Annotated in this window: 2 protein-coding genes; both read left to right on the forward strand. The window is 42.4% G+C overall.

Annotated elements, in window-relative coordinates:
- Positions 1–81: 81 nt before the first annotated feature.
- The gene (gene istA, locus ACFOGI_RS16775; RefSeq protein WP_390275128.1) at positions 82–1644 is read left to right on the forward strand and encodes an IS21 family transposase; all 1563 of its coding nucleotides are present in this window, start codon (positions 82–84) and stop codon (positions 1642–1644) included.
- The gene (gene istB / locus ACFOGI_RS16780; protein ID WP_390275130.1) at positions 1634–2377 is read left to right on the forward strand and encodes an IS21-like element helper ATPase IstB; all 744 of its coding nucleotides are present in this window, start codon (positions 1634–1636) and stop codon (positions 2375–2377) included. The genes istA and istB overlap by 11 nt, the downstream gene beginning before the upstream one ends.
- Positions 2378–2434 lie beyond the last annotated feature (57 nt).

The following is a 2434-nucleotide window of genomic DNA, read 5'->3' on the forward strand; positions in this document are numbered from 1 at the left end:
CCACCTCGGACAAAGCTGACCCACCCTCCTATATAATGAAGAAGCACATTGTGCAAATTCATTATGTAGGAGGTTTTTTTCGTGGTTAAGTATCGAGAGATTTTAAGACTTCATGCACAGGAAGTCACACAAAGGGGGATAGCATCTAGTTGTGGACATTCCAGGAACACCGTTAGAGAAGTGATTCGGAGGGCGGAGGAGAAAAGTGTTCAATGGCCTTTCGAAAAAGATCTGACAGATGTTGATCTTCAAATGATTCTGTTTCCGGAAAAACAAATACCTTCCGACCATCGTCGGAAACCTGATGGAGAGTATATCCATAAGGAACTGGCGAAATCTGGGGTTACATTGTCTCTCTTATGGGATGAATATTCCTTACAATGTAGGGCCAATAACGAAATTCCATACAGTTATCGACAGTTCTGCAGGTTCTACAATGAGTATGCAAGAAAAACGAAAGCAACGATGCGGATCAAGAGGAAACCGGGAGAACAAATGGAAGTAGATTGGGCAGGTCAAACCATGCATCTTACAGATAACTTAACGGGGGAGGAAATCCCTGTTTATGTATTTGTCTCTGCGTTGCCATGTAGTCAATATGCTTATGTGGAAGGGTTCCTATCGATGAATACAGAAAGTTGGATTACAGCTCATATTCACGCTTTTGAATTTTATGGGGGAGTTACCAGGGTTGTGATTCCGGACAATTTAAAGACAGGGGTGGCAAAATCGTCTCGTACCGAGCCTGTCATTAATGCTAGCTACCAGGAGATGGCTGAACACTACCAGACTACCATTATCCCGGCACGCGTGCGTCAGCCCAAAGACAAAGCAAGCGTTGAGGGGAATGTCGGGCATATATCTACCTGGATTATTGCTTCCCTTCGTAACGAGAAGTTCTTTACTCTGGCAGAGCTGAACAACGCAATTAAGGAAAAGCTAAGTGAGGTAAACACAAAGCCATTTCAAAAAAAGAACGGGAATAGACAGGAAGCATTTCTAAGAGAAGAAAAATTCGCCTTGATGCCCCTGCCTTATTCACCATATGAGATAGCAAGCTGGGAAACGGCCGTTGTCCAACCTGACTATCATATAAAAGTTGGTAATGACTATTACTCTGTTCCCTATGATTATATCAAATGTACCGTAGAGGTTCGAGTAACGAGAAATATAATCGAGGCGTTTTATAGGAATATACGGATCGCTTCCCATAAAAGATCTAGTGGGACAAAGGGGGAGCATCATACACTACCCGATCACATGCCCAGGAATCACAGGCAGTATTCGGAATTCAATAAAGGATTCATATTGGAATGGGGAAAGACCGCCGGTCCATCCACCTTACTTACAATTGAGAAGATATTAGAATCTTATCCTACAGAGAAGCAGGGATTGAGATCAACCTATGGATTGATGAAACTCGCAGATAAATATTCTATTGAGCGTGTGGAGATGGCATGCGAGAGAGTACTGTCTTACACACCAAGACCTAAGTTGAAAAGTATACAAACCATCTTAAAAACAGGACACGATAAATTACCTTTGGAAAGCAAAACTGAACCATCCGCCATACGAAAAAGTGATAACACTTATGGATTTACACGTGGTGCGGATTACTATGGAGGTAACGATAATGACAACTGATAATACTCTAACCAAATTAAATGAAATGAGGATGTCTGCGATGGCAGAGACATTCAGAGAACAGCTGAGAGACCCACAATATCAGGAATTGTCTTTTGAGGATCGATTTGGACTACTCGTTGATATTGAATGGTCTAGGAGGCAAAACAATAAGCTTGATCGTCTGATCAAATCAGCAGAATTACGTGATACACAGGCGTGTATCGAAGATATAGAATATCACCCAGATCGAAAGCTGGACAAGGCGCAAGTTCTGAGACTAGCCACGGGTAATTATATTGAAGAACACCACAATATTATACTGATGGGTGCCTCAGGGAATGGAAAGACTTATCTAGCCTGCGCCTTCGGCATTGCCGCGTGCCGCCAGTTCTACAAAGTGAAATATATCCGGTTACCGGACCTACTGGACGAACTCTCAATCGCCAGAGGCGAGGGAACCTATAGAAAGGTTATGAAGAAATACAAAAAAGTGAACTTACTTATCCTGGATGAGTGGCTATTGACTCCATTAAAGGAGACAGAAGCAAGAGATCTTCTTGAAATTGTCGAAGCACGCCATCAGGTAGGATCCACTATCTTCTGTTCCCAGTTTGATCCGCGAGGATGGCACGATAAGATTGGAGAAGACACGCTTGCGGACGCCATTTTAGACCGTATTGTACATGATTCTTATAATATATTTATTGATGGAAAAGTATCCATGAGGGAAAGAAACGGATTGAATCAATAACAAACACCTTTGATCCACTATCACTTTGTGATAGTGGATCAGTTATGGCACGAGTGG

This window comes from Virgibacillus xinjiangensis (assembly GCF_042643145.1).
GTDB lineage: Bacteria > Bacillota > Bacilli > Bacillales > Amphibacillaceae > Virgibacillus_O > Virgibacillus_O xinjiangensis.